Annotated in this window: 17 protein-coding genes and 1 other RNA gene; 7 read left to right on the top strand and 11 right to left on the bottom strand. The window is 65.1% G+C overall.

Features of this window, described 5'->3' with window-relative positions:
• Positions 1-2 precede the first annotated feature (2 nt).
• From ABIG06_RS06240 to tkt, 5 genes are all read right to left on the bottom strand, one after another.
• Positions 3-1,028 carry a class I fructose-bisphosphate aldolase gene (locus tag ABIG06_RS06240; protein ID WP_370135117.1) on the bottom strand — a complete coding sequence of 342 codons (1,026 nt, stop codon included), beginning with the start codon at positions 1,026-1,028 and terminating at the stop codon, positions 3-5.
• A 312-nt stretch (positions 1,029-1,340) separates the two neighbouring features.
• Positions 1,341-2,408 (bottom strand): class II fructose-bisphosphate aldolase, encoded by a 1,068-nt coding sequence (gene fba, locus ABIG06_RS06235; protein ID WP_025034030.1) that lies wholly within the window; start codon positions 2,406-2,408, stop codon positions 1,341-1,343.
• 40 nt (positions 2,409-2,448) lie between these two features.
• The gene (locus ABIG06_RS06230) at positions 2,449-3,645 is read right to left on the bottom strand and encodes a phosphoglycerate kinase (protein WP_370135114.1); all 1,197 of its coding nucleotides are present in this window, start codon (positions 3,643-3,645) and stop codon (positions 2,449-2,451) included.
• Positions 3,646-3,796: 151 nt separating this feature from the next.
• The gene (gap, locus tag ABIG06_RS06225; protein ID WP_370135111.1) at positions 3,797-4,804 is read right to left on the bottom strand and encodes a type I glyceraldehyde-3-phosphate dehydrogenase; all 1,008 of its coding nucleotides are present in this window, start codon (positions 4,802-4,804) and stop codon (positions 3,797-3,799) included.
• Between the two features lie 148 nt (positions 4,805-4,952).
• Positions 4,953-6,938 (bottom strand): transketolase, encoded by a 1,986-nt coding sequence (gene tkt, locus ABIG06_RS06220; protein ID WP_370135108.1) that lies wholly within the window; start codon positions 6,936-6,938, stop codon positions 4,953-4,955.
• A gap of 366 nt (positions 6,939-7,304) precedes the next feature.
• Between tkt and ABIG06_RS06215 the strand changes: the two genes are divergently transcribed.
• The 5 genes from ABIG06_RS06215 (at position 7,305) to ABIG06_RS06195 (ending at position 9,994) form a co-directional block, all read left to right on the top strand.
• A complete protein-coding gene (locus tag ABIG06_RS06215) occupies positions 7,305-7,625 on the top strand; it encodes a DUF4164 domain-containing protein (RefSeq protein WP_370135106.1) in 321 nt (106 codons plus the stop codon).
• Entirely contained in the window at positions 7,622-8,005 is a 384-nt protein-coding gene (locus ABIG06_RS06210; protein WP_124159174.1) for a cell division protein ZapA, read from the top strand. The genes ABIG06_RS06215 and ABIG06_RS06210 overlap by 4 nt, the downstream gene beginning before the upstream one ends.
• 233 nt (positions 8,006-8,238) lie before the next feature.
• Positions 8,239-8,399, top strand: a non-coding RNA gene (gene ssrS / locus ABIG06_RS06205) — 6S RNA.
• Positions 8,400-8,595: 196 nt separating this feature from the next.
• Positions 8,596-9,192, top strand: a complete 597-nt coding sequence (locus ABIG06_RS06200; protein ID WP_124159173.1) for a 5-formyltetrahydrofolate cyclo-ligase — start codon at positions 8,596-8,598, stop codon at positions 9,190-9,192.
• Positions 9,170-9,994, top strand: coding sequence for a TIGR00282 family metallophosphoesterase (locus tag ABIG06_RS06195; protein WP_370135102.1), 825 nt, complete (start codon positions 9,170-9,172; stop codon positions 9,992-9,994). Before ABIG06_RS06200 ends, ABIG06_RS06195 begins: the two co-directional genes overlap by 23 nt.
• Positions 9,995-10,207: 213 nt before the next feature.
• On the opposite strand, the gene ABIG06_RS06190 is transcribed toward ABIG06_RS06195, so the two are convergent.
• From ABIG06_RS06190 to ABIG06_RS06165, 6 genes are all read right to left on the bottom strand, one after another.
• Positions 10,208-11,551 carry a c-type cytochrome gene (locus ABIG06_RS06190; protein WP_370135100.1) on the bottom strand — a complete coding sequence of 448 codons (1,344 nt, stop codon included), beginning with the start codon at positions 11,549-11,551 and terminating at the stop codon, positions 10,208-10,210.
• Complete coding sequence (locus tag ABIG06_RS06185) at positions 11,548-13,713, bottom strand: molybdopterin cofactor-binding domain-containing protein (RefSeq protein WP_424578091.1); 2,166 nt, start codon at positions 13,711-13,713, stop codon at positions 11,548-11,550. Before ABIG06_RS06185 ends, ABIG06_RS06190 begins: the two co-directional genes overlap by 4 nt.
• Before the next feature lie 8 nt (positions 13,714-13,721).
• Positions 13,722-14,186 (bottom strand): (2Fe-2S)-binding protein, encoded by a 465-nt coding sequence (locus ABIG06_RS06180; RefSeq protein WP_199751371.1) that lies wholly within the window; start codon positions 14,184-14,186, stop codon positions 13,722-13,724.
• A 63-nt stretch (positions 14,187-14,249) separates the two neighbouring features.
• A complete protein-coding gene (locus tag ABIG06_RS06175) occupies positions 14,250-14,501 on the bottom strand; it encodes a hypothetical protein (protein WP_124159169.1) in 252 nt (83 codons plus the stop codon).
• A gap of 352 nt (positions 14,502-14,853) precedes the next feature.
• Positions 14,854-16,278, bottom strand: a complete 1,425-nt coding sequence (locus ABIG06_RS06170) for a methyl-accepting chemotaxis protein (protein ID WP_370135095.1) — start codon at positions 16,276-16,278, stop codon at positions 14,854-14,856.
• Positions 16,279-16,386: 108 nt separating this feature from the next.
• Positions 16,387-18,135, bottom strand: a complete 1,749-nt coding sequence (locus ABIG06_RS06165; protein WP_370135092.1) for a methyl-accepting chemotaxis protein — start codon at positions 18,133-18,135, stop codon at positions 16,387-16,389.
• 204 nt (positions 18,136-18,339) lie between these two features.
• Here ABIG06_RS06165 and ABIG06_RS06160 point away from each other — a divergent pair, with 204 nt between their 5' ends.
• Together ABIG06_RS06160 and ABIG06_RS06155 are read left to right on the top strand one after the other, a co-directional pair.
• Complete coding sequence (locus tag ABIG06_RS06160; RefSeq protein WP_370135090.1) at positions 18,340-19,086, top strand: YebC/PmpR family DNA-binding transcriptional regulator; 747 nt, start codon at positions 18,340-18,342, stop codon at positions 19,084-19,086.
• A gap of 255 nt (positions 19,087-19,341) precedes the next feature.
• Positions 19,342-20,283: an IS110 family transposase gene (locus ABIG06_RS06155; protein WP_370134307.1), complete on the top strand. Its 942-nt coding sequence runs from the start codon at positions 19,342-19,344 to the stop codon at positions 20,281-20,283.
• Positions 20,284-20,395 lie beyond the last annotated feature (112 nt).

Below are 20,395 nucleotides of genomic sequence, written 5' to 3'. Positions count from 1 at the left end.
ATCTAGGCTGCCTTCTGTTCCAGGCTGCTTTGCCATTCGCCCTTGGAGGCGAGGCCGTTCATCCGAGCGCGATGGCTGAAGGCGCGCTGTCCGGCCGCGACGTTCTCAGGCCTCCCGGACCAGGCCTTCTGCGGCGCGGCCTGGAGCGCGCGACCGTAGGAGAAGGTCAGGCCCCAGGGCAGCGGGCCGAGCTTGTGCATGGCGTTGAGATGCGCAGTCGCCTCCTCGTCGGACTGGCCGCCGGAAAGGAAAGCGATGCCGGGCACCGCTGCGGGCACGCAGGCCTTGAGCAGCCGTATCGTCTTCTCCGCGACCTCTTCGACGGAGGCCTGCTTTGGACACTTCTTGCCTGAGATTGCCATGTTCGGCTTCAGCACCATGCCTTCGAGCGCAACGCGCTGCACGCGCAACTCCTGGAACGTCTTGTTGAGCACGCGTTGCGTCACCTCATAGCACCGGTCGATGTCGTGATCGCCGTCCATCAGCACTTCCGGCTCGACGATCGGGACGATCTGCGCGGCCTGGCACAGCGCCGCGTAGCGCGCCAGTGCGTGGGCGTTGACGCTGATCGCGGTCATCGAGGGAATGCCGCTGCCGATGTCGATCACCGCGCGCCATTTGGCAAAGCGCGCGCCGCGCTCGTAGTATTTCTTCAGCCGCTCGGCGAGCTTGTCGAGCCCGACGGTCACCAGCTCGCCCGGGCACATCGGCAGGGCTTGCGTGCCCTCGTCGACCTTGATCCCCGGGATGGCGCCGCTCTCCTCGATCAGCCTGACCAGCGGCGTGCCGTCCTTGGCATCCTGCCAGATCGTCTCGTCATAGAGGATCACGCCGGAGATGTACTGGCTCATGGCCTCCTTGGCGCGAAACAGCATCTCGCGATAGTCGCGGCGGTTCTCTTCCGTCGATTCCACGCCGATGGCGTCAAAGCGCTTCTTGATGGTGCCGGAGGATTCGTCGGCGGCAAGGATGCCCTTGCCTGATACGACCATGGCGGTGGCGATCCTGTTGAGCTCAGTCAGATTCATCGAGAGGTCCTCCCAAAACAAGTCTGCCCTTGCCCGCAAAAATAGACCGTTCTCGGGCAATTGCCGAGTTAACGTTCGTCGCAGGGTAAAGGCGGGGAGGCTGGGTCCCACACCTCTCCATAGGGAGAGGTCGGCATAGGTCGCCTTCGGCGGCCGTCCTTAAGAGACGCCGATGCGCAGCATCGGCTATGGTGCCGGGTGAGGGTTTCGCCCCATGTAGGGACCTGAACCCTCACCCGATTTGCTTGCGCAAATCGATCTCTCCCCAATGGGGAGAGGTGAACCGAGTTCGCGGAGGCAGGGGAAGATAGATCAAGCCACCTTGGGATCCAGCTCGCCCTTGGCGTAGCGCTTGGCCATCTCGGCGGTGGTCAGCACCTTCTTGATCTTGGAGGCCTGGCCGGCGGTATTGAACTCCTGGAGCCGCTGCTTGCACAGCTTGGTCATCGCCTCCATCGCCGGCTTCAGATATTTGCGCGGATCGAACTCTTCCGGATTGTCCTTGAGCACCTTGCGGATCTGGCCGGTCATCGCCATGCGGTTGTCGGTGTCGATGTTGATCTTGCGCACGCCGTTCTTGATGCCGCGCTGGATCTCGGCGACAGGAACGCCCCAGGTCGGCTTCATCTTGCCGCCATAGGCGTTGATGATGTCCTGGAGGTCCTGAGGCACCGACGAGGAGCCATGCATGACGAGATGCGTGTTCGGCAGCTTGCGGTGGATCTCCTCGATCACGTTCATGGCGAGGATGTCGCCGTCGGGCTTGCGGGTAAACTTGTAAGCACCGTGCGACGTCCCCATCGCGATCGCGAGCGCGTCGACCTTGGTCTCCTGCACGAACTTCACGGCCTCGTCCGGATTGGTCAGGAGCTGGTCGTGGCTGAGCTTGCCTTCGGCGCCGTGGCCGTCTTCCTTGTCGCCCATGCCGGTTTCGAGCGAGCCGAGCACCCCGAGTTCGCCTTCCACCGAGATGCCGCCGAGATGGGCCATGTCGGTCACGGTCTTGGTCACGCCGACATTGTAGCCCCAATCGCCGGGCGTCTTGCCGTCGGCCTTGAGCGAGCCGTCCATCATGACCGAGGTGAAGCCGGCCTGGATCGCGGTCATGCAGGTCGCCGGCTCGTTGCCGTGGTCGAGATGCACGCAGACCGGAATGTGCGGATAGATCTCGGTCACCGCGTCCATCATGTGCTTGAGCATGACGTCGTTGGCGTAAGAGCGGGCGCCGCGCGAGGCCTGGATGATGACCGGCGCGTCGACCTGGTTGGCCGCGTCCATGATCGCCAGCGCCTGCTCCATGTTGTTGATGTTGAAGGCCGGTACGCCGTAATCGTTCTCCGCCGCGTGGTCGAGCAGTTGACGTAACGTGATCCGAGCCATCTGTGTCTTTCTCCCGTTGGGGGCCTGCTAGGCCGCTTGCTTACTTGATGCGCAGAACCTCGACGCCGGGGAGCGGCTTGCCTTCCATCCATTCGAGGAATGCGCCACCGGCGGTCGAGACATAGGTGAAGTCGCCGGCCACATGGGCCTGGTTGAGCGCCGCGACGGTGTCGCCGCCGCCCGCGATCGAGACCAGCTTCTTCGCCTTGGTGCGCTCGGCGGCGTGCTTGGCGGCAGCGACCGTGCCGCGGTCGAACGGCTGCATCTCGAAGGCGCCCAGCGGTCCGTTCCAGACCAGGGTTGCCGCATCGTCGATCGCCGCGTGGACGCGCGCGACCGATTGCGGACCGACATCGAGGATCATGCCGTCGGCGGGGATCGCATCGAGCCCATAGGCATGCGACGGCGCGTTGGCCGCGAAATGATAGGCGACGGTCGCGTCCACGGGGAGGATGATGGCGCAATTGGCGGCGTCCGCCTTCTCCATGATGCGCAGCGCGGTCGGCGCGAGGTCCTTCTCGGCCAGCGACTTGCCGATCGCGACGCCCTGGGCGTGCAGGAAGGTGTTGGCCATGCCGCCGCCGATCACGAGCGCGTCGACCTTGGTCACGAGGTTTTCCAGGAGGTCGATCTTGGTCGAGACTTTTGCGCCGCCGATGATCGCGATGACGGGCTTGGTCGGCGACCCCAGCGCCTTCTCCAGCGCGTCGAGCTCGGCCTGCATGGTGCGGCCGGCATAGGCCGGCAGCTTGTGGCCGAGGCCTTCGGTCGAGGCGTGGGCGCGGTGCGCGGCCGAGAAGGCGTCATTGACCCAGATGTCGCCGAGCTTGGCGAGCTCCGCGACGAAGGCCGGATCGTTCTTTTCCTCTTCCTTGTGGAAGCGGGTGTTTTCGAGACAGAGGATGTCGCCGTCCTTCAGAGCCGCCACGGCGGTGGCTGCGGGCTCGCCGATGCAGTCGTCCGCGAAGCCGACCGGCTTCTTCACCACCTTCGACAGTGCCTCGGCGACGGGCTTGAGCGACTCCTTGGCATCGCGCCCCTTCGGCCGGCCGAAATGCGCAAGCAGGATGACCTTGCCGCCCTTGTCGGCGAGTTCGATGATGGTCGGCGCGACGCGTTCGAGCCGGGTCGCGTCGGTGACGCGCCCGTTCTCCATGGGCACGTTGAGGTCGACGCGCAGCAGCACGCGCTTGCCCTTCACGTCGACGTCGTCGAGGGTGCGGAATTTGTTGGTCATCTGACGCTCTCTTGTTCCGGGCGCTGCGCGGCGCGAAGCGGTGCGCTGCAGAACCGGGACTCACATCACTGCGAGTCCCGCGGTTGGATGGGTCCCGGCTCCGCGGAGCAGCGCTTACGCGCTGCGCCGCGTCCGGGACACGAGACCCTGGTCAGATCACCTTCGCCATCGCGACGGCGGTGTCGGCCATGCGGTTCGAGAAGCCCCACTCGTTGTCGTACCAGGACATCACGCGCACCAGCGTGCCGTTCTGCACCTTGGTCTGGTCCTCGTGGAAGGTCGAGGAGTGAGGGTCGTGGTTGAAGTCGATCGAGACGTTCGGCGCACTGGTGTAGCCGAGGATGCCCTTGAGCTGCTGCTCGCTGGCGCGCTTCATCGCCGCGTTGATCTCCTTGGCGTCGGTTGAGCGCTTGGCGACGATCTTGAGGTCGACGACCGAGACGTTCGGGGTCGGCACGCGGATCGCGACGCCGTCGAGCTTGCCCTTCAGCTCGGGCAGCACGAGGCCGATCGCTTTCGCAGCACCGGTCGAGGTCGGGATCATCGACATCGCTGCCGCACGGCCGCGGTAGAGATCCTTGTGCAGCGTGTCCAGCGTCGGCTGGTCGCCGGTATAGGCGTGGATCGTGGTCATGAAGCCGGTCTCGATGCCGACGAGATCGTTCAGCACCTTGGCGACCGGCGCGAGGCAGTTCGTCGTGCAGGAGCCGTTGGAGACGACCAGATGATCCTTGGTCAGGGTGTCGTGATTGACGCCGTAGACGATGGTGGCATCGGCGCCGTCGGCCGGCGCGGAGACCAGCACGCGCTTGGCGCCGGCGGTCAGATGCGCGGAGGCCTTGTCCTTCGAGGTGAAGATGCCGGTGCATTCCAGCGCGATGTCGACGCCGAGATCCTTCCAGGGCAGCTTCGAGGGATCGCGCTCGGCGGTCACCTTGATCTTGCCCCCGCCGAGGTTGATCGAGTCACCATCGACGGTGACGGTGCCGGGGAAGCGGCCATGGACGCTGTCGAAACGTAGCAGATGGGCGTTGGTCTCGACCGGGCCGAGATCGTTGATGCCGACGACCTCGATGTCCTTGCGGCCTGACTCCGCGATAGCCCGCAGGACGTTGCGGCCGATGCGGCCAAAACCGTTGATTCCGACGCGGACTGCCATGTTTCGTCTCCTTCAATGACCGTTGTCATCCCGCACAACGCGCTTTGCACGCCTGCGAGGGTTTTTTAGGGGCGGGCGCCCGGTTCGGCCGGGCGGTGCTTGATCATATGGGAGATTACGTAGTCCTTTTTTGGGGCAAGCTCAACTCTCAGGAAATGCGCTTCAGCACAGCGTTAACCGCAGCCTCGGCGGTAATGCCGAAATGCTTGTAAAGCTCCTTGGCGGGACCGCTTTCGCCGAAGGAATGCATGCCGATGAATTCGCCGTCCTGGCCAATCACGGCGTCCCAGCCCCAGCGCACGGCGGCCTCGATCGCGACCTTGACCGGCGCGTTGCCGATGATCGCGGCACGCTTGGCCTCTGGTTGCGCTAACAACAGCTCCAGCGAGGGAACGGAGACAACGCGCGACGCGATGCCGCGTTCCGCGAGCTGCTTCTGGGCCGCGACCGCGATCTCGACTTCGGAGCCGGAGGCGAACAGCGTCGCCTTGGCTTCGCCCTGGGCCGCGACCAGCTCATAGGCGCCGACTGCGCAGGGATTGTCGTTCGGTGCGGTGGTACGCAGCTGCGGCAGGTTCTGCCGCGTCAGCGCCAGCACGGTCGGACCGTCGATGCGGTTGAGCGCGAGCTCCCAGCACTCGGCGACCTCGATGGAGTCGCAGGGACGGAACACGCGCATGTTGGGAATGGCGCGAAGCGCGGCGAGATGCTCGACCGGCTGATGCGTCGGCCCGTCCTCGCCGAGGCCGATGGAATCGTGCGTCATCACGTAGACGACGCCCGCGCCCATCAGCGCGGCGAGGCGCATCGCGGGACGTGCGTAGTCGGTGAACACCAGGAAGGTCGCGCCGTTCGGCGCGAAGCCGCCGTGCAGGAAGATGCCGTTCATCGCGGCGCACATGCCGTGCTCGCGGATGCCGTAATGGATGAAGCGCCCCTTCGGCGTCTTCGCCGAGAAGGCGGTCGCCGACTTCGCCTTGTTGTTGTTGGAGCCGGTGAGATCGGCCGAGCCGGCCAAAAATTCCATCGGCATCGCCGCCGCGATCGCCTCGATCGCCGCCTCCGAGGATTTGCGCGTCGCCGCAACAAGCGGCTTCTCCAGCAGCTCCTTCTTGTGCGCCTTCAGCGCCTTGGCCAGCGACGCCGGACGCTCATGGCGCAGGCGGCGTTCGAACTCGGCGCGCTTGCGGCTGCCGAGCTCATTGATCCGCGCTTCCCATTCCTGGCGTGCCGCGGCGCCGCGGCTGCCGGCCGCGCGCCACGCCTTCAGCACGTCGTCGGGTACCGAGAACGGCTCGAGCGAGATGCCGAGATTTTCCTTTGCGGCCTTGAGCTCGTCTGCGCCGAGCGCCTCGCCATGCACCTTCGAGGTGCCGGCCTTGTGCGGCGCGCCGAAGCCGATGGTGGTGCGGCAGGCGATCAGCGTCGGCTTGTTCGATTTCTTCGCGCGGGTGATGGCGTCGGTGATCGCCGCCTGGTCGTGGCCGTCGATCTTCTCGGCGGCCCAGCCCGCCGACTTGAAGCGCTTCACCTGGTCGACGGAATCGGAGATCGAGGTCGGGCCGTCGATCGAGATGCCGTTGTCGTCGTAGAGCACGATCAGCTTGTTGAGCTTCCAGTGCCCGGCCATCGCGATCGCTTCCTGCGACACGCCTTCCATCAGGTCGCCGTCGGAGGCGAGCACATAGGTGTGGTGGTCGACGATCTTCTTGCCGAACTCGGCCGCGAGCATCTTCTCGGCGAGGGCCATGCCGACTGCGGTCGAGATGCCCTGGCCGAGCGGGCCGGTGGTGGTCTCGATCCCCTTGGTGCGGAAATTCTCGGGGTGCCCGGGCGTGAGCGAGTCGACCTGGCGGAACTGCTTGATCTGGTCCAGCGTCATCTCGTCATTGCCGGTCAGGTACAGCAGCGAATAGAGCAGCATCGAGCCATGGCCAGCCGACAGCACGAAGCGGTCACGATCCGGCCAGGCGGGCGCGGCGGCGTCGAATTTCAGGAACTGCGTGAACAGCACCGTGGCGATGTCGGCGGCGCCCATCGGCAGGCCGGGATGGCCCGATTTCGCCTTCTCGACAGCGTCCATCGAAAGGCCGCGGATCGCGTTGGCCATACGGGTGTGATCGACCTGCGTCATGTCTGAAATCCGTCTGAAATGAGGCGCTTGGCGATGGTTGCCCGCGCGGGGAGAAGCCTGGCGGCCACTGGAGGTTGGCGCTGGGATAGCACCTCGGTTCCGGGAGTCCAAGGCGGTCAAACGCCGGTTTGGCCGTAAAAGTTGCCTGTCGAGATCGGTTTTCCGCCGGGATCGTGCCGGAAGGAATCGATCGATCGCAACCGCGTGCCGATTGATCGGTGCATAGTTTTGCGGCGGCGTTGCGCTGGGCTAGCTTGCTTTGTAAATTTCTGCTTCTAACCGCTTGCCGAACCGAGTCTTTTGCCGGACGGCAAGCCCCAGGAAAAGGCCACTGGGCAAAGGCCGCCAGGTTCCGCCGCTGACTGCATGAACGATCGCGTGTCCAATAGCTCTGCCATGACGGAATCATCCGCCGTCGAGATCGAGATTGCGACGCGCAGGCTCACGGCGGCGCTCGACGCGCTCGAAAGCGCGGTCGAGCGGCGACGCGATGCCGATCGCGACGAGAACGAGCTCGCGGCGCGGATACAGGCGCTCGGCGCGGATCGCTCGCGACTTGCCGACGAACTCGACGGCGCGCTGGTGAAGGCGCGCAAGCTCGAGCGCACCAATCGCGCGATTTCCGACCGGCTGGATTCCGCAATCGTCACGATACGCTCGGTGCTCGATACCGGAGAGGACGGATGAGCCACATCAACGTCACCATCAACGGCCGGCAATATCGCATGGCCTGCGAGGAGGGCCAGGAGGTGCGGCTGCTCAAGCTCGCCGAGAGCCTGGAGACACGCATCCAGTCGCTGCGCGGAAAATTCGGCGAGATCGGCGATGCACGCCTCACCGTGATGGCGGCGCTCACCGTGTGCGATGAATTGATCGACACCAGCAACCGTGTCCGCACCCTCGAGCAGGAGCTGACCGAGCTCAGGGACTTCCGCAACGCCGCGGTCGAACGCGCCAGGATGACGCAGACCGCCGTGGTGAACGCGCTCAACGCCGCCGCCGAACGCATCGAGAAGTCGACCCAGGTGCTGAACCGCACCGTCGGAGGCGGCATCGCCATTGGGTGAGGCTCGATAGCGCCACACGCCCGGTGCGCTCCCTCCCCCGCCTGCGGGGGAGGGTTGGGGAGAGGGTGTCTCCACGATCGAGAACTCCCAAGAGGTGAGAGCCCTCTCCCCAGCCCTCCGCAGGCGGGAGAGGGAGTTCACCTCCGCCGCGGCTCGTTGGTCGCTTCACTCCGCCGAAGCCTAGCATTCTCGCCGCACTGGCACTTCCTCACTATCGTTGTTACATTGCCCGGGCGAGGCTGCGACGTGCGTCAGGAGCCATATATCCCCGGGGCCTTATCGATCCTTTAGGGAACTGTCCCTGGCCGGGCCCGTGGGCCCGGACATATGGTGCCCACCTACTTTCGTAGGGAACTCCGGGATCGAGTGCTTCAACGGCGTTCGCGGCTTCGTACTGTTTCTTCGTGTCTGTCGAATTGCGTCCCCGACACGCTTGCGGTTCATTTGAGACTCGGTGTCATGCCCCGGTTTGACCGGGGCATCCAGTACGCCGCGGCGTCGAGGTTCTAGCACTCGTCTCTGGAATACTGGATCACCCATTCGCGGGTAATGACAGTGGAGCAAGGCTCTGCCTTCGGGGACCAACGCGCATGACCAACTCCAAAGCCGAGCTCCGTTCCAAGGCCCTCGCGAGGCGCGATGCGCTGAGCGACAAGAAGCGCGCGAGCGCCGCCGCCAGGCTCGCCGAGCGCGGGCTGCCGTTCGAGCTGCTGCCCGGCAGCATCGTCTCCGGCTATTCGCCGATCCGCAGCGAGATCGATCCGATGCCGCTCTTGAAGAAGCTCGCGGAGCAGGGCGCGAAGCTGGCGCTGCCTTGCGTCACCGCGCGCGGCCAATCGCTGATCTTCCGCATCTTCCATCCGAACGACCGCCTGATGCTCGGCCCGCTCGGCATTCCCGAGCCGTCACCTGCAGCTGCCGAAGTCATTCCCGACATCATGCTGACACCGCTCGCTGCCTTCGACCGTCTCGGCCATCGCATCGGCTATGGCGCCGGGCATTACGATTTCACCTTCGCGCATTTGCGCAAAGCCAAGCACATCATCGGCATCGGGCTTGCCTTTGCGGCGCAGGAGATCGAGGCGGTTCCGGCACTATCGCACGACGTCGCGCTGGATTATGTGCTAACGGAATCGGACGTGTTCGATTTCCGGAGTTCTGAAGTTGCGCATTCTCTTCGTGGGTGATGTCGTCGGCCGCAGCGGGCGCGAGGCCGTCGCCGAATATCTGCCCGGCATGGTCAAGGACTGGTCGCTCGATCTCGTCGTGGTCAACGGCGAGAATTCCGCCGGCGGCTTCGGTATCACGGAAGCGATCTACCAGGAATTTCTCGAGGCCGGCGCCGATGCGGTGACGCTCGGCAATCACTCCTGGGACCAGCGCGAGGCGCTGGTGTTCATCGAGCGCGCCGACCGCCTGGTGCGTCCGGCGAATTATCCGCGCGGCACGCCGGGCCGCGGTGCCGCTTTGGTCGAGACCAAGAACGGCAAGCACGCCCTCGTCGTCAACGCTTTGGGCCGCGTCTTCATGACCCCGTTCGACGATCCCTTCGCCGCGCTCGAGCGCGAGCTTGGCGCCTGTCCGCTCGGCGTCGCTGCGGATGCCATCGTCGTCGATTTCCATTGCGAGGCCAGCAGCGAGAAACAGGGCATCGGCTTCTTCTGCGACGGCCGCGCCAGCCTCGTCGTCGGCACGCACACCCATGTGCCGACCGCCGACCACCAGATCCTCGCAGGCGGCACCGCCTACATGACCGATGCCGGCATGACCGGCGATTACGACTCCATCATCGGCATGCAGAAGGAAGAACCGCTGCGCCGGTTCACCTCGGGGATTCCGTCGGGCCGCTTCGAGCCGGCGGCGGGTGCGGCAACGCTCAGCGGCGTTGCGGTGGAGACGGATGACGCAACGGGATTAGCGCTCCGCATCGCACCGGTGCGTGTGGGGGGAAGGCTGGAGCCGACGACGCCGAAGTTCTGGTTGAGCTGAGTAGAGCGGCATTCGCACTGCCACCCTGCCCTGGAGGGGGAGGGTCGATCGCGCGAAGCGCGAGCGGGGTGGGGTGATCCCTCCACTCGGGCATTGTTCGATGCGGAGAGACCGTCACCTCCCCCGTCTCACATTCCGCTGCGCTCCATGTGAGCCGACCCACGGGCGAGCTACGCTCGTCCCGGACCCCTCCAGGGGAGGGTAAGAGAAACTTTACTCCGCCGTCTGCTCCCGCAACTCCGCCACGTCCTTCGCCGTCAGCTTCGAGCCCTTGGTCCCGAACCGTGCGGTGACATAGTTCGCCACCGCCGCGATCTCATCGTCCGTGTAGGCCTTGCCGAATGCGGGCATCGACAGCGCGCCGTCAGGCGTGTGGCGCCTGGTGCCCGAGATCACGATCTGCGCGACGTTGGTGGCGGCGGGGTCGTTGACGGCCCAGGTGCCGGTCAGCGTCGCCATCGGCGAGACCGGGCTCTCGCCGCTCCAGCCGTGGCAGCTGGCGCAGGCGCTGGCGAACACCTGCTTGCCGCGGGCATCCGCCGTGACGCCGTCGCGGTGCGAGGCCGGTGCGACGGGCGCCGTGGTGGCCGGCAGATCGGGCGAAGCCTGTGGCGGCACGCTACGCAGATAGGCGACGATGGCGCGGATGTCTTCGGGGGCGAAATGGCTGAGGCTGTTGTCGACCGCTTCACCCATCGGACCCGAGGCCGAGCCATGACCCGGCGCATGGCCGAGCGACAGGTACGAGATCAGGTCCTGGTCGCTCCAATTGCCGACGCCGGTGGCCTTGTCGGCGGAGATGTTGAAAGCGCGCCAGCCGGCCGTGATCGCGCCGGCGAACTTCCTGCGGTTGTCCAGCGCGAAGCCGAGATTGCGCGGGGTGTGGCACTCGCCACAATGCGCGAGGGCCTCGGCGAGATACGCACCACGATTCCACTCAGGGCTTTTCGAGGTGTCTGGCGCAAAGCGCGTGTCCGGATTGAATACCGCCGACCAGACGATCATCGCCCAGCGCTGGTTGAACGGGAACGACAGCGTGTTGTCCGGTGCCTTCGCGCGCACCGCCGGCAGGCTGAACAGATAGGCCTTCACCGCCAGCACGTCCTCGTCCGTCATGAAGGTGTAGGACGTGTACGGCATCGCCGGATAGAGCCGCGCGCCGTCACGGCGCTTGCCGTGCTGGACCGCGTTCAAAAAGTCCTGGTCGCTGTAATTGCCGATGCCGGTGTCCTTGTCCGGCGTGATGTTGGTGGAATAGAGCGTGCCGAATGGCAGCTTGAAGGCGAGCCCGCCGGAATATTCCTTCTCGCCCGGCTTGGTGTGGCAGACCATGCAGTCGGCGGCCTTGGCGAGATATTCGCCGCGCTCGACGATGCCGGCTTTCTCCAGCTTCGCCGGAACGCCGGTCGGCTTGCCCGCGCGGTAGTCCGCCAGCGCCACTTTCGTGCCGCCTGCGAAGTCGAGCGGGCCGGGCCCGCGGATGATGAAGACGCCGAGCGCCACCGCGACGAAGGCGATCACGACGATACTTGCGAGGATACGCATCTTGCCGCTCATGCCTTCTTCCCCGCAGCCAGCAGTTTCCGATCGATCGGCAGGCGCCGCAGCGCCACGCCGGTTGCGGCATAGATCGCGTTGCGCAGCGCAGGCGGTCCGGCATTGACGCCGGCTTCGCCGATGCCGCCGGGCGCCTCGCCGCTCTTGACGACGATGACTTCGATCTTCGGCGTCTCGTTGATGCGCATCATGCGGTAGTCGTGGAAGTTCGACTGCTGCACGCGGCCCTTCTCGATGGTGATTTCGCCATAGAGCGCGGCGGTGAGGCCGAAGATCAATCCGCCCTCGATCTGCGCCTTCACCGTGTCCGGGTTGACCGCGATGCCGGTGTCGACCACCGAGGTGACGCGGCGAAGCACGATCTCGCCGATGTCGTCGATCTCGGCTTCCACCACTGTGGCGATGAAGCTTGCGAAGGACGGTTGCACGCAGACGCCGCGGCCGACGCGCGGCGGCAAAGGCTGACCCCAGCCGGATTTCTCCGCGACCTGGTCGAGCACCGCGAGCATGCGCGGGTTTTTCGTCAGCATGGATTTGCGGAATTCGATCGGGTCCTTGCCGGCCTTGCGCGCGAGCTCGTCCATCGCGCATTCGACCGCGAACACGTTGTTGTTCGGGCCGACACCGCGCCAGAAGCCGGTCGGCACCGCCGGCGGCTCCGCGCGAACGTATTCGACGTGGAAATTGGCGAAGTCGTAGGGAGCATCCACCGCGGCGTCGACCGCGTCGATGTCGATGCCCTTCTGGAACGCCGGCGGCAGCCAGCGCGCCAGCACCGCTGAGCCCGCGACCTTGTACTTCCAGCCCGCGACCTTGCCGTCGACCAGCGACGCCGTGATCTGGTCGCGATAGACCGGGCGGTAGACGTCGTGCTGGATGTCCTCCTCGCGGGTCCACACCACCTTCACGGGATAGTCGACCTGTTTTGCAATTTTCACCGCCGCGACGACCATGTCGGGCTCGAGCTTGCGTCCGAACCCGCCGCCGAGCAGGTGCTGGTTGACGATCACCTTGTCGACAGGAAGACCGGCGGCCTTTGCGGCCTCCGACTGCACGCGGGTCATGATCTGCGTACCGGTCCAGATCTCGCAGGCGTCAGGCCTGACATGGACGGTCGCGTTGATAGGCTCCATCGAGGCATGCGCCAGGAACGGCAGCTCATAGGCGGCCTCGAACTTGTCGCCGCTGGCGAGCGCCTTGGCGATATCGCCCTCGGATTTTGCGACCGCACCATCCTTCTGGCTGGCCTTGCGCAGATCGTCCCAGATGTCCTTGGTGGAGATCTCAGCGTTCGGTCCCTCGTTCCATTCGATCTTGAGCGCTTCGAGACCCTTCTTCGCTGCCCACATGTGATCGCCGATCACCGCGACCGCATCGTCGAGCACGACGACCTTGCGCACGCCGGCGACCTTCACCGCGGCGCTGTCGTCGACCTTGCCGACCTTGCCGCCGAACACAGGGCAATTGGCGATCGCGGCGATCTTCATGCCCGGCAGGATCGCGTCGATGCCGTAGAGCGCCTTGCCGTTGACCTTGTCCGGCGTATCGAGGCGCTTCAGCGGCTGACCGATGAGGACGAAATCCCGGGGGTCCTTGACCGCGACGTCCTTCGGCGGCGTCTGGCCCTGCGCGGCAAGCGCCAGTTCGCCATAGCCGAGCTTGCGCCCGCTCGCGGCATGCACGACCTCGCCCTTCGACGCGGTGCAGCTCGATGGCTCGACGGCCCACTGGCTGGCCGCAGCCTGCACCAGCATCGCGCGCGCCGTCGCTCCGGCCTTGCGCAGTGGCAGCCACCAGGCGCGGATCGAGTTGGAATTGCCGGTGACCTGAAGGCCGAAAGTCGGATTGCCATAGAGCTTGTCGTTGGGCGGGGCGTGCTGCACCTCGACCTTGCTCCAGTCAGCATCGAGTTCCTCGGCGATCACGGCCGAGATCGAGGTGTAGGTGCCCTGGCCCATCTCGACCTGCGGCATCATCAGCATGGTGCGGCCGGTCTGGTCGATGCGGATGAAGGCGTTGGGTGCGAACTTGCCGTCGGTCACATCGCGCTGCGGCGGCTCGTTTTGAGCGGCGCGCAGCGGCAGATGGAAGGCGAGCAGGAAGCCGGTGGCGAGACCGCCGGTCAGCAACGCGCGGCGGGAGACGCTGTGATGTGCATTCATGGCGAACCTCAGGACTGGCGGCCGTTGGCGGCCTGCTTGATGGCCTCGCGGATGCGCACATAGGTGCCGCAGCGGCAGATGTTGCCGGCCATGGCGGCGTCGATGTCGGAATCGTCAGGATTCGGCGTCGTCGCCAGCAGCGCCGCAGCCGCCATGATCTGGCCGGACTGGCAGTAACCGCACTGGATCACTTCCGCCTCGAGCCAGGCCTTCTGCACCTTCGCGCCCGCAGGCGTGCTGCCGACGGCTTCGATCGTGGTGACGGCGCGGTTCTCAACCGCGCTCACCGGCAGCACGCAGGAGCGCACCGCCTTGCCGTCGACATGCACCGTGCAGGCGCCGCATTGCGCGATGCCGCAGCCGAACTTGGTGCCGGTCATTCCGAGGATGTCGCGCAGCACCCATAGCAGCGGCATGTCAGGTGGCGCGTCGAAGGATTTCGTTTCGCCGTTGATGGTGAGAACAGTTGCCATATGCATTCCCTTGCTCGGCGATCGCTTGCGGCAATCGCGTCGACGAATTTTGCGCGACGATAATCATATCGATGCGAAACGATGAAGCGTCGAAATTTCCGGCAATGCATATTTGCGCGGACGAGGCGTGAGGCCATGACGTTCACGAATTTGTGCGGCGATCGCTGCGCAGATTTTAGGCCAATTGGTATGATAATCGTCATTTTTTGAGGCATTTTCGGCGCGTGCGTCGTCGATCGCCGCAGATGATCGTGCGAACAGGCAAAGCCGTGCGATGACGAAAGTCGTGCGATTGGGAAAGTCAGGCGGTCGCAAGTCCGTCCGACATTGTTGTGCCCTCTCCCCTTGCGGGAGAGGGCAGCGACGCCAGTAGACACGGGCACGTTGGGGTAAGGGGTCTCTATCCGCGTATGACCCGCTCGTTCTCGAAGCAGCTCAACCCGCAGGAACAGACCCCTCATCCGATGCTACGCGCCACCTTCTCCCGCAAGGGGAAAAGGAAGAGCAGCGCATGACATTTTCGGAATAATAGCATTATGCCCCTGTTTTGCCCGACGAGTCAACGCGCGCCATGGCATGCCGGCATAAGCCAATGATTTCACACACCCCGGCTACTGTGCATGGGGTTGTTTTCAGGTTTTTGATTCAAGGGCCGCAGGAGCGGCCGTCAGCCCTGTCGAAAGCCCATCCGGAAGGCGCCCCAGTGCTTGCCGCGGACCAAGATCGGCGAGGACAGGTCCTTCATCAGCACGAACTGCCCGCCGCCCATGTCGCGGCGGTAGGTCTGGAGCAGGAACGGCTTCGTGTTCGCTGCGACCTTATTCACCGTGCGGTCGGTGAAAAGGCGGCGGTTGCGGCAATTGGCGTTGTTCCAGACCGGGTCCTTGCCCTGCGGCAGCCGGTAATTCGGGTTGTGTGTCGGCAGATAGCCGCCCCTCGCCCAGGCGACGCAGAACACGATGCGGGGATCGGATTTCTGAATCGGGTCCTGGATCGCGGGCAGCACGCGGTCGGTGAACGCGACGTAGCTGGTGAGGTACTGCTTCGGATCGGTGCCTGATATCTCGCGGTAGGTCTCGTCCATGAGCTGGTCGAGCGTGATCTCGCCGCGGTCGATCGCGGCTTCGAACTCCGCCGAGATCCGCTTTGCGGTGTCGACGACGACCCGGATCAGCGGCGCATCCGATGTCTCGACGCCGCTGTCGGCGATCAGCGCGATCAGGCCTTCGGAGGTGTCGAGCAGCTTCGCCACCCGCTCGTCGGCGTTCTTGAGATCGCGCGAGGACAGGTCAACGCCCTTGGCGAGCTCGCTGAGCTCGCTGATGACGGTGTCGCAATGTCCGAGATTGGAGGTGGCCGCGCGCGCGACGCTGTCGATCTCCGCTTCCACCGAGGCAAAGCCCTGCTGGACGCGTGTGATGATGCCGGAGATCTGCCGGGCGCCTTCGCCGGCGGTCTTGGCGCGCTGCGAAGCGTCGCTGCTCTCGCCGATCAGGCCTTCGATCTGGCCGTCGAGATCGCGCATGGTATCGGAGATCTCATGCGTGGCCTGGCGTGTGGCTTCCGCGAGGTTCTTGACCTCGCTCGCGACCACCGCGAAGCCGCGGCCGGCATTGCCGGCGCGCGCCGCTTCGATGGTTGCGTTCAGCGCGAGCAGATTGGTCTGCTTGGCGATCGCCTCGATCGAGCCGGAGACCTTCGCCACCTGCGCCAGCGCCGAGCCGACGGCGCTCAGGCGCGCCTCGATCCGCTCCACGGCTGCGACCAGCTCGGAGATGTGGCTGACCGCGGCATCGACGGCGCTGCGCGATTGCGCGATCTCGCCGACTGCCGCGGACGTCGTCGTTTGCACGGCCTGCGATGCGTTGGCGATGTCGTGGTTGGCCGAGACCATCGTCTCGGCCGTCTCCTGCAGGCGGTGGAACCGTTCCGACTGGTTCGCGACGCGGTCTGCGACTTCCTGGACGTTGCCGGCGATGTCGGCGAGTTCCACGCCGAGACCGCCGATGCGGTCGGCGAGCTGGTCGATCAGCCGCTCGGCGAGGGTGCGGTTGGAGCCGGTGTCCATGACGGCAAGTTGTGCGACGGACATGTTCGATGAGTCCTCCAGTCAGAGCCGTTCACCGGCTCACGGCGGCATTCCCATTCCAAATTCGACCTTAGAGGATGATTCGCCGCCGCCGTCTTGCCTGAGCGTGCACTACAGCTTGTAGGCGGTGCGAAATCCGCCCCAGTGCCGGCCCTGCACGCGGATCGGGACGTCGATCTCGCGCATCATCACCGTGTTCCCGTTGCCCATGTCGCGCGCATAGCTCTGGACCAGGTACGAGCGCAGGTTGCGCGCGGCAGCTAACCCCGCCGGGTCGTTGAACATCCGCCGGTTGCGGCTGTTGGCCGTGTTCCAGGCGATGTCGCCCGGCCGCTGCGGATGCGAATAGATCTTGTTGTGCACCGGCAGGAAGCCGTTGCGGTCGACCATGGCGCAGAATGCCATCCGCGGCTCCCTCGCCAGGAAGGCTTCCTGGAACGGCGGCAGGGCACGGTCGGCCCAGTCGAGATATCTCGTGCGGAATTGCTGCGGATCGGTGCCTGCAATTTCCACATAGTCCGTGTCGAACAGGTCCTCCATCCTGACCTCGCCGCGCGCAACAGCCTGCTCGAATATCTTCGTCAGCGCGTTGCCCGCCTCCATGGCGCGGGTGACTAGCTCCGTGTTCTCCTCGTGGATGGACCAGAGCTTGTCCTCGATCTTTTCGCCGAGCGCGGCGCTGGCACCAACGAATTGCGCGCGGGCGCCGGCCTTGGATTGCTCGACCACGCGCAGGCGGCAGGCGCCGATGTCCTCGAGTGTGCCTTCGATCATCGCCTGCGGTGCAAGCCTGCCTGCATCCGCGCCGCCGATCAGCACGCCATCCATCGCGATTTCGTAGACCGGCATCACCCCGCGCGGGGTCTCTAACCTGAGATGGCAGGGCAGGCGCTCGGTCTTGCGCCGGTCGTCGTGCTCGCTCTGGCCGAGCAGCACAGCGCAGCGCGATTTCAGCTTTTGAGCAAAAGTGGTAACGGCCTTGCCGGCACTGGCGACGCTCTCGCCATGGGTCTCGGCCGCCTTGGTCGCGGCATCGATCTCGGCCGCGCTCTCGCCGACCGAGATGATGAACTCCGAGGCGCTGGCGACGTTGCCGGAGACTTCGCTGGTCGTGGCGTTCTGCTCGGCGACCGCGCCGTTGACGGTGTCGAACACCGGGCGGATCGCCTCGATCGCCTGGGAAATGCGGTGCACGGCATCGGCAGAGCCGGCGGCGTCGCGCTGGAGCGCGTCGATCTTCCTTGTGATCTCCTCGGTCGCTCCTTGCGTCTGCACCGCGAGCGCCTTGACCTCGGTGGCGACGACCGCAAAGCCGCGGCCCGCATCTCCGGCGCGTGCGGCCTCGATGGTGGAGTTGAGCGCAAGCAGCGTCGTCTGCCGCGCGATCTGCGCGATCAGATTGACGACGTTGCCGATGGCGGCGGAGGATACGCGCAGGCGCTCGACATTGGCGCGGGCTTCCTGCGCCGCGGCGCTGGCCTCGTCGGCTAGCTTGCCGGCATTGCGAACCTGCGCGCCGATTCCTTGCGCGGACTGGGTGAACTTGTCGGCGGCATGGGCGAAGGTGGAGGCGGTCGACTGCGCCGCGTTGGTCCGGCCGGTCAGGGCGTCGGTGCGGTCGCGAATGGCGGCAAGCGTCGCGGCGGTCGCCTCGGCGCCTCCGGCCACCGAATTGGCGGCGCGCTCGAGCTGGCGGATCATGGCGCCGAGCTCGAGTTCCAGCAGTTCCAGGATTTCCCGGGCCGAATCACTTTCGGCGGTCGGGGCGGGGGCGGAATGGGGCGCCGGCTGCGGAGCCTCTGGGGCTGTCGCAGGCGCAGCCTGGTCCGGCAGACGCTTCCGAAATAATCCGAACGCCATCGCGCCTCTCTTGTCGGAGAACGGTCGGGCGCTATTTTCGCAGTCCGGAATGAAATCAGGGTTAACGGTGCCTGCCCCCTAGGCACGACCTAGTACGTTGTTACCTTAAAGTCGTAGAGCCTCTTTCATTCCGGTGGGTTGGCGGCCTATAAGGCCGCGCTTCCCACGCTCACCTTGGCGCACGATTCCTTAACGAGACCACGCATGGCCGGACATTCCCAATTCAAGAACATCATGCACCGCAAGGGGCGGCAGGATGCCCAGAAGTCGAAACTGTTCGGCAAGCTGGCGCGGGAAATCACCGTCGCGGCCAAGCTCGGCACGCCCGACCCCGCCATGAACCCTCGCCTGCGTGCCGCCGTGATCGCGGCGCGCCAGGAGAACATGCCGAAGGACAATATCGAGCGCGCGATCAAGAAGGCGCTCGGTAGCGAGGGCGAGAACTATGACGAGATCCGCTACGAGGGCTACGGCCCCGGCGGCGTCGCCGTCATCGTCGAGGCGCTGACCGACAACCGCAACCGCGCCGCTTCCGACATCCGTTCCTTCTTCACCAAGTCCGGCGGCAATCTCGGCGAAACCGGCTCGGTGTCGTTCATGTTCGACCGCACCGGCGTCATCGAATATGACCGCAGCGTCGCTTCGGATGACGCGATGCTAGATGCCGCGATCGAGGCCGGCGCCGACGACGTGGTCTCGGGCGAGAACGGCCACGAGATCTACGCCTCGACCGAAGGCTACCGCGACGTCGCCAAGGCGCTGGAAGCCAAGTTCGGCGAGCCGCGCAAGGCCGCGCTGATCTGGAAACCGCAGAACACGGTCGCCGTCGATGACGAGACCGGCGAGAAGCTTCTCAAGCTGATGGATTTGCTCAACGAGCACGACGACGTGCAGCAGGTCTACGCCAATTTCGAGATATCGGACGCGCTGATGGCGAAGATGGGCGGGTAGGGTACTCTCGTGTCCCGGACGCGCTGCAGCGTGAAACGCTGCTGCGCAGAGCCGGGACCCGAGGTTCTTTCGGCATCCGTCGCAAAATGGGCCCCTGTGTCTGGGAAGTCTGGCATGATGATGGTGGGCGGGAAGCCGTTGGGTCCTTGGCGCTTGACGCCGTGAGCCGGCTCGGTCTCCCGCCCGTTCCATCTATCAACCTGAACAGTTGCACGAGGCTGCGTCAACAGACCTCGCATCACAGGGACAGGCACCGTGATCATATCCTCTCGTTGCGTCGGGATCGACATCTCCAAACATCACCTTGATATTTTCGATGAGGCCATCGGCGTAGCGGAACGCATCGCCAACGCGCCACAGGCCATCACACAGCTGGTGGCGCGTTGGCGATGTGATGCGCTGATCGTCTTCGAGGCTACGGGGGTCTATGACCTCGAGCTTCGGGAGGCCCTGCATCGGGCCGGCATCCGCTTTGCCCGGATCAATCCGGCCCGTGCCCGCGACTTTGCCCGCGCCAGCGGCCAGCTCGCCAAGACCGATCCGATCGATGCGCGGATGCTGGCGGCCTTTGCCCGCGCCATGAAGCCCGCCACCGAGCAGGCCGCGACGCCTGCTCGCAACACTTTGGCAAGGCTTGCAAAACGGCGGGACCAACTGGTTGCCATGAGGGCCCAGGAAAAGAACCGCCGCAGCGAAGCCGAGGACCGCGCCATGGTGGAACGCATCGCTCGCCTCATCGAGGTCCTCAATGATGAGATCGCCGAAATCGACACTGAGATTCATGCGCTCGTCAAAGCCGAACCGGAGCTTGCCAATGATGCACAGTTGATGCGCTCGGTGCCCGGCGTGGGACCCGTCGCTTGCATGCAACTCCTCACCCAGATGCCCGAACTTGGGCGTCTCGGGCCAAAGGAGGTGGCCGCTCTTGCCGGCCTGGCTCCCTTCAATGTCGATAGCGGGGCTTATCGTGGCAAGCGCAAGATCGGCGGCGGACGAAAGCGCGTCCGCGACGCCCTCTACATGGCTGCTCTCAACGCCGTTCGTCGCGCCGATCACTTCAAAATCTTCTATGACCGGCTCCGTCTGGCCGGCAAACCAGCAAAGCTCGCCCTCATTGCTGTCGCAAGGAAGCTGCTGACCATCCTCAACGCAATGCTGCGCGACCGAAAACCCTATAAAATCGCACCATCAACATAACAGTTGCCGGTTCAGCGCCGCACCGCTTTGCGCTGCGCCGCGCCCGGGACGCGAGACCGCCTTTCCCCTGTTACTTCCGTTCTGTTTCTGTTTCCCCCGCGGCGGCCAGCCG

Origin of the sequence: Bradyrhizobium sp. USDA 326 (assembly GCF_049739485.1) — a bacterium.
GTDB lineage: Bacteria > Pseudomonadota > Alphaproteobacteria > Rhizobiales > Xanthobacteraceae > Bradyrhizobium.
Note: the sequence above shows the minus strand (reverse complement) of the source record. Positions and strands in the feature narration are given on the sequence as shown.

Excerpts from the sequence above, each read along its gene's own strand:
- ABIG06_RS06240 (WP_370135117.1), bottom strand. The coding sequence starts at position 1,028 with ATGAATCTGACTGAGCTCAACAGGATCGCCACCGCCATGGTCGTATCA.
- fba (WP_025034030.1), bottom strand. The coding sequence starts at position 2,408 with ATGGCTCGGATCACGTTACGTCAACTGCTCGACCACGCGGCGGAGAAC.
- ABIG06_RS06230 (WP_370135114.1), bottom strand. The coding sequence starts at position 3,645 with ATGACCAACAAATTCCGCACCCTCGACGACGTCGACGTGAAGGGCAAG.
- gap (WP_370135111.1), bottom strand. The coding sequence starts at position 4,804 with ATGGCAGTCCGCGTCGGAATCAACGGTTTTGGCCGCATCGGCCGCAAC.
- tkt (WP_370135108.1), bottom strand. The coding sequence starts at position 6,938 with ATGACGCAGGTCGATCACACCCGTATGGCCAACGCGATCCGCGGCCTT.
- ABIG06_RS06215 (WP_370135106.1), top strand. The coding sequence starts at position 7,305 with ATGAACGATCGCGTGTCCAATAGCTCTGCCATGACGGAATCATCCGCC.
- ABIG06_RS06210 (WP_124159174.1), top strand. The coding sequence starts at position 7,622 with ATGAGCCACATCAACGTCACCATCAACGGCCGGCAATATCGCATGGCC.
- ABIG06_RS06200 (WP_124159173.1), top strand. The coding sequence starts at position 8,596 with ATGACCAACTCCAAAGCCGAGCTCCGTTCCAAGGCCCTCGCGAGGCGC.
- ABIG06_RS06190 (WP_370135100.1), bottom strand. The coding sequence starts at position 11,551 with ATGAGCGGCAAGATGCGTATCCTCGCAAGTATCGTCGTGATCGCCTTC.
- ABIG06_RS06185 (WP_424578091.1), bottom strand. The coding sequence starts at position 13,713 with ATGAATGCACATCACAGCGTCTCCCGCCGCGCGTTGCTGACCGGCGGT.
- ABIG06_RS06180 (WP_199751371.1), bottom strand. The coding sequence starts at position 14,186 with ATGGCAACTGTTCTCACCATCAACGGCGAAACGAAATCCTTCGACGCG.
- ABIG06_RS06170 (WP_370135095.1), bottom strand. The coding sequence starts at position 16,278 with ATGTCCGTCGCACAACTTGCCGTCATGGACACCGGCTCCAACCGCACC.
- ABIG06_RS06165 (WP_370135092.1), bottom strand. The coding sequence starts at position 18,135 with ATGGCGTTCGGATTATTTCGGAAGCGTCTGCCGGACCAGGCTGCGCCT.
- ABIG06_RS06160 (WP_370135090.1), top strand. The coding sequence starts at position 18,340 with ATGGCCGGACATTCCCAATTCAAGAACATCATGCACCGCAAGGGGCGG.